The sequence below is a fragment of the Actinospica sp. genome (assembly GCF_035552695.1).
Taxonomy (GTDB): domain Bacteria; phylum Actinomycetota; class Actinomycetes; order Streptomycetales; family Catenulisporaceae; genus Actinospica.
On sequence record NZ_DASZKT010000144.1, the window covers coordinates 1 to 5,738 of the forward strand.

General features: G+C 68.0%; 7 protein-coding genes. 1 reads left to right on the plus strand and 6 read right to left on the minus strand.

Annotated elements, in window-relative coordinates; translation table 11 throughout:
• The coding region (locus tag VG296_RS18135; RefSeq protein ID WP_325567057.1) for a DUF222 domain-containing protein at nt 1-929 on the minus strand (929 nt) is incomplete at its 3' end.
• 182 nt (nt 930-1,111) lie between these two features.
• Entirely contained in the window at nt 1,112-1,780 is a 669-nt protein-coding gene (locus VG296_RS18140; protein ID WP_325567059.1) for a DUF1963 domain-containing protein, read from the minus strand.
• Nucleotides 1,781-2,004: 224 nt separating this feature from the next.
• Here VG296_RS18140 and VG296_RS18145 point away from each other — a divergent pair, with 224 nt between their 5' ends.
• Nucleotides 2,005-2,520: a tetratricopeptide repeat protein gene (locus tag VG296_RS18145; protein ID WP_325567061.1), complete on the plus strand. Its 516-nt coding sequence runs from the start codon at nt 2,005-2,007 to the stop codon at nt 2,518-2,520.
• A gap of 514 nt (nt 2,521-3,034) precedes the next feature.
• On the opposite strand, the gene VG296_RS18150 is transcribed toward VG296_RS18145, so the two are convergent.
• The 4 genes from VG296_RS18150 to VG296_RS18165 form a co-directional block, all read right to left on the minus strand.
• Entirely contained in the window at nt 3,035-3,415 is a 381-nt protein-coding gene (locus VG296_RS18150; protein WP_325567063.1) for a VOC family protein, read from the minus strand.
• A gap of 115 nt (nt 3,416-3,530) precedes the next feature.
• On the minus strand, nt 3,531-4,523 hold the full coding sequence (locus VG296_RS18155; RefSeq protein ID WP_325567065.1) for a heavy metal-binding domain-containing protein: 993 nt from the start codon (nt 4,521-4,523) through the stop codon (nt 3,531-3,533).
• 31 nt (nt 4,524-4,554) lie between these two features.
• Nucleotides 4,555-5,223, minus strand: coding sequence for a PucR family transcriptional regulator (locus tag VG296_RS33250; protein ID WP_414641109.1), 669 nt, complete (start codon nt 5,221-5,223; stop codon nt 4,555-4,557).
• The coding region (locus VG296_RS18165) for a hypothetical protein (RefSeq protein ID WP_325567069.1) at nt 5,106-5,738 on the minus strand (633 nt) is incomplete at its 5' end. The genes VG296_RS18165 and VG296_RS33250, both read right to left, overlap by 118 nt.

Here is a 5,738-nt window from a genome sequence, read left to right on the forward strand (position 1 = left end):
TGCGCTCCGGCATTCATGACCGAACGAGGCACGACGGTGCCATACGCCGATTCGGCGAGAGGATCGTCCCCGGTCGCGCTCAGTGATGCGAAAAACAACACCGACGGCGTGAAACTCACCCCACGCACCCCGCCCGGCGCGGTAAGAAACACCTCCGCAAGACGCGTGACCGCCTGCGCATTAATCTGCTCAACACTCCGCACATCCTCCGGCAACGGCTGCGCACCATCGAACTGCGCCCGCCGAATCCAATCCGCCGCCTGCTGATCCACCGCACTACGCAACACGGCGGCACGGACCGCGTCGAGCAGAATCTCGAACCGGCACAGCCCATCCTCGAGCTCGATGACTCGGAAGAAGGAGCGGGCCCGCTGCCGGGCGATGATCTCCTCACCGGAACCGGGATCCAGCGTGTGCTCCAGGACACGCACCTGCTTCGCCGCCGCCGTCACACCCTCGGAACGAGCGGTCTCCAGCATCGCGGTCAGGGCGGCGGGCTTGTCGAGGCCCGTACCGTTGACCGCCTTCGCCGCCCGGGACAGCACACTGACCGTGCCCGGCCCGATCTCCCCTGAAGACAGCGGCTCCGCCAGTTCCTGGACCGCGCCGATCCTACGCGCGGCCTGCGCGAGGTCCCTGGCCCGACCATCACTGACATCGAGACGCGTCGCCACCCACGCCTTCACGCCACCACGCGCCGCCTTGACCCGATCGGCCTGCGCCAACAGCAGCACCAGCCGCCCGTGATCAGCCTGACCCCGCCGACCTACCGCCTCCGCCACCTCCAGCAGCTCGACCGCAGCATCACGATCAGAAGCATCCAAACTCCGCGCCGCCTCCAGCGCCGTCGCGATGACCTGATCCCGACGCGCGTCCAACTCAACCAACAACCCCCGCTGCTCCCGCAGCACCTCCACCAAACCATTCACGGAAAACCCACCCACATGGCACTTAGAGTGTTCGATCTGATACTTAAAGTATAGATCAGTGGGGTGACAAAGAGTGCGAAATCATGGGATCCCAGGAGAAATTCTCAGAATATTCTTGGGCCCCGACGAGCACGGACGGCAATGGGGAATATCACCGGGAATGCGGATTGGGGTGTCCCGCGTCAGGGGTTCCAGAACACGTTTACGCTCACCTCGTCGAAACGCAGTGCGGCAAGGTCCTGCCGACGGATTCCCCAGTGGATGGTGGCGCCTTCCCTGCCCTCGATCTGGGGGCGCCATTCGGCGAGCAGTACCCAGCCCTCGGGGTTGTCCACCGTGGATGACAGTAGTGGAACATCGGAACCCTGGTACTCGTCGCAGGCGTATCCGCCGATTTGCAGCACTCCACCGCGCAGAATTTGGTCGGCAGTGCAGATCCACGCGTCGCACAGCTCTTCGGAGCGCGGATGGCCGGGCAGCGGCTTGCCGAAGGGGGGCTCGGGTAGGTCCACGCAACCATAGAACGGGAGGCAGATGTCCGGGGTCAGGCTCAGTTCGCCCTGTGCGTACTGGTCCGTGATCCGCTGGGCGTCCGGGTCGCTCGTGTACCAGGATTCTTGCTTCCGCGTCTCGACTGCGGCGCCGTGAGGTACGTACACCACGCTGCCTCCGCCCGCGCCCCACATGCTGTCGTCGTCGGGATATCCGAACAGCAGCAGGCGGCCGTCCGCGGGTAGCGGGATATCGGTGGCGTGCTCGGGTATCGCGGCGCAATCGATGGAGGCGACGAGGGGGAACTCGGGATCCGATATGTCTGCGGGAAGGGCTAGCGGGCCGCCCAACTGTCCCACGATCGATCCGTTCCCGCCGGTTGACAGCGTCGCGCACGGACGGACGGTGGACGAGATCCACTGGTCGACGTCAGCGGACGGAATTCCGCGCCGCACAGCCTCTTCGCGAAACGGGCCCAGCCTTTCGAGGAGCTCAGGAGTCATGCCAGGACACTATCGTTGAGGGCTGACACGTGAGTCCACCATAAGGTGCGACTGCGACCCGCCGAAGAAGCTGGAGTGAAATGCACGATCTCATCAGCCTCGATGGGCGGGGGCGGATGGTGCCGCGGGACCGCGCGGCGCTGGAACAGTTGGTGGACTCGCTGTCCGGCGAGACCGAAGATTCGCGGCGCATGCGACAACTCGGCGTAGGGCTGCTCGTCTTGGGGCGGCACTCGGAGGCGCTGAGGGTGCTGCGGGCGGCACTCGCGATGTGCGAGCACGACGGAGAGACCGCGCGAGCAGCGGCGATTCATATCAACATGGGCGACGCGCATCGCTACGGCGGCGACTTGTCAGCCGCGGAACCGCACTACCAGGCGGCGCTCGGGATTGCGGAGGCCACCGCGCCCGAGCTCCTCGCCTACGCCTGGCAGCACCTTGGAAAGCAGCGACTGGACGAAGGCCGCACCGCCGAGGCCCGGAGCTACTTCAACCTGACGCTCGCCGCGCGGGAGACCTCGGGCGACTCTGAGCTAGCTGCCTCGGCCCGGGCGGCCCTGAGGCTCGTCGACGCGGTGGAGGGCTCACAGCAATAGGGCGGACGAACGAGAGAAATTGTCAATCCTCTCGCCGTTATTCCGTTTGGCCGGAAAACCTCTTCGCCAGATCCCGGAGCCGTTCCACGGCGCTGGCCGGCGCTGGCCATCTGGCTGGCGGTGACATTCATGCCAGGCAACGAACGTAGGCGCTCGACCTGTTCAGTGAACGCCCGGTACTCCCGGCATGCGTGCTCTCGACAGGCGAGGCACGTCACGCTCTCCGGACGAGGAGAGGTCATCGCGTAGGGCACATTCAGGCCGCAACCGGTGGTGATGACGCTCGGCATGTCCGGCACACGGCCCAGCACGGACGACATCAGGTTACGGATATCGGGGCCAGCCCTCAGCTCCCTCTGCTCGACGTGGATGTGCGGATCGGTCTCGCCCATCTGTGGCCACACCTCCGTCCAAGTCGGATTGGCCGTTCGCGAAGTCGTCGTCGAGCGGGCGCACGAACCAACGACCGGGCGGGGCTGCGTTGCTCAACTCCTCGCGTCCGTAATACGAGCTTTCAGCCTAGGTCTAGCGGGGGCTGGGTTGTGAGGCAGAACGGGTGGCCGGCGGGGTCTATCAGTACGCGCCACTCGTGCGGCGAAGGCTGGTGCGGCGACCGGGTCGCGCCGAGGGAGAGTGCGAGGTGCTCGGCTTCGTCTAGGTCGGCGACGGCGATGTCTAGATGCATCTGCTTGGGCGTGGGCCCGGTCGGCCAGCTCGGTGGCGAGTGTCCTTCCACGCGCTGGGTGGTCAGCAGGAAGCCTGCGCCCTTGAGCGCTACGACGTCGTCGGCGTCCAGGAAGACTTCCAAGTCCAGCAGCCGCTGATAGAAGTCCGCGAGGCGGTGCGGGTCGTCCGTGTCGAGGGAAACGCCAGCTAGGCGGACGGTTGTCGTCATGGGCTGACGGTACCGTGGGCCTCCGACGCCGGTGGACCGGACGCCGGGCAAACCGCCGGTCGTGACGGGTGCGCGGGGAGGGCGGCGTTCACGACGCTGCGGTCGCTGTCGCGCTTTATGGCTTGAGTCGGCGGGTGGACCAGTATGCGAATGCGCGGTCGCCGAGGCTCGGGGTCGGGATGGTGTTCGGTTCGGGCTCGGGGGCTGCCTTGTTTTCGGGGCGGTGGTCGAGGCGCATGATGGTTAGCGGCGACGGCTGCGGGGCTTGGGCGGATCGCTCGAGCGGGATGATGGCTGATCCGAGGATTGTGGCTTCGGCGAGGTAGTCGGTGCGCTGCTCGGTCAAGGGGCATTCGCGTTCGCTGAGGTGGAGCGTCGTGTCGTGGAGGACGGCGCCTTCGCCGCCCCGTTCGCGGACGGCGTGCTCCAGCGTTCTGCGGGCTTGCCGGCGAGCGTCGTTGACGATACGGGTGTAGCCGGACACTTCGCGGTTCGCGGCGGCGCCTACGCCGCGCCTGGTCTGCTGGAACATGGTGTCGTCGAAGTGGCAGGCGGCGATCGCCATGCCGAAGACCAGCGAGAACGGCACCCAGCCGGAGCGCAGGAGGGTCACGAGGTCCTGTCCCGAGACGTGGGTGGTGAACGGTGTGTGCGGTCGGGTCGTCGAGCGTGCCCGGACTGCGGTGCCCTCGACGGTGAACTCCACGGTGTTCGTGAAGAAGTTCGCGACGCTCAGCCGCATCCCGATGATCCCGTCGCCGCCGAGCGCCTGGCATTCCGCCACTGCGCGGTCGAGTGCGAGCACGCGCGCCGCGACGAGCTTCTCGAGCAGCGGATTGTACGGGTCGGCGCTGGTGAGCGCGGCACGGCGGCCGGAGCCGGTGCCGGGTACGAAGCAGTGGCCGAGGCCGGGAGGGCCGAGGTACGCCACGGTGGTGCCGAAGACCTGGCCGACCGGGTCGAAGCCCGCGACCGTCGCCGCTCCGAGCCCGCCTATCGGTCCTTCGAAACTCCACGCGGGCGAGTCACGCAGCCGGTCGAGTCGGGTTAGCCTCGGGTCCGGCACGGGCGGTTCCTGCGTGGGGTGATCATCTGGCGCGTCCACCACGTCATTCATGCTAGTGCGGCCGCGTTCGAAATCAGGTGCCGACCGACTCGCTGGGGACGGAGTCGGGGTCGTCGGAGAGGCCGCCGCGCATGCGGGCGAGTTGGAGGGCGACCTGTATCTCGAGCATGCGTTGGGGATACTGCCAGTCGGGGCCGAGCAGTTCGCTGATGCGGTCCAGTCGGCGCGAGACGGTGTTGGGGTGGACGTGCAGGACCTTGGCGGCGGCGGTGGCATTGCTGCCGGACTCGAAGTAGGCGTCGCGGGTCTCGACGAGGGCGCCGGAACGCTGTTCGTCGTAGTCGAAGACGGGGCCGACTACCGAGCCGACGAGTTGGGGGACGTCGCGGCCGCCGGCCAGCAGGAGGCCTAGGAAGCCGAGTTTGCCGGGGACGGCTGAGCGGCCGATCATGCCGAGGGTGACCATGGCGGACAGGCAGCGCCGGGCCTCGGCGAACGCGGCACGGACCGGCTCGCCGAGCTTGCTCGCGGGGCCGCCGACGCCGACGGTGACCGGGGAGCGCAGCGCGGCGGTCAGTTCCTCGCGGACGGAGTTCGCGACCGACTCGGCTGCGCGGCCGGGGATCAGCAGGGTGATGTCCTCGGCGCGGGCCAGGTAGAGGCCGTTGACGCGGCTGGCGTAGAACTCGGCCCACGGCTCGGCCTTGCTGCGCGGCCCTGCTTCGGTGCGCGCGATGATGATGAGGTGCGGGGCGTCGCGGTCGATGCCAGTTCGCGAAGCCGGGCCAGGACGGAGCGCGACGGTGTCGGCGCGTCGGAGCGCAGGAGCTGGGCGAGCAGGGCATCGCGCTGCCGGTCTCCACCGCCGTGTGGTTGGCCGGGGCCTCTGCCGATGCAGGCCGCGATGATGCGGACCGCGAGTCGCAGCACCATGGTGTCGCGGTCGGTCAGCTGTCCCGCCGGGCGGGGCACGAGCGTGCCGTAGTGGTCCGGGCCGATGCGGATCGGGATGACGCAGCGGCCGTCGCCGATTGGGACGAGTTCGGCGGAGGCCCTGGCCACGGCGGCGTCTCCGGCGGGCAGCGAGTTCGGGTCCGCGGCTCTGGCGGAGGCGGCCAGCAGCCGGTCGTCGCGGGCGTAGACGGCGATGCCGAAGCCGAGCACCTTCGCCCAGCGCTCGACGTGTGCCATGACGATGTCGTCGGAGGGGGCTTCGTCGAGCATCACGTGGCAGAGTTCGATGACCTGCCGCAAGTC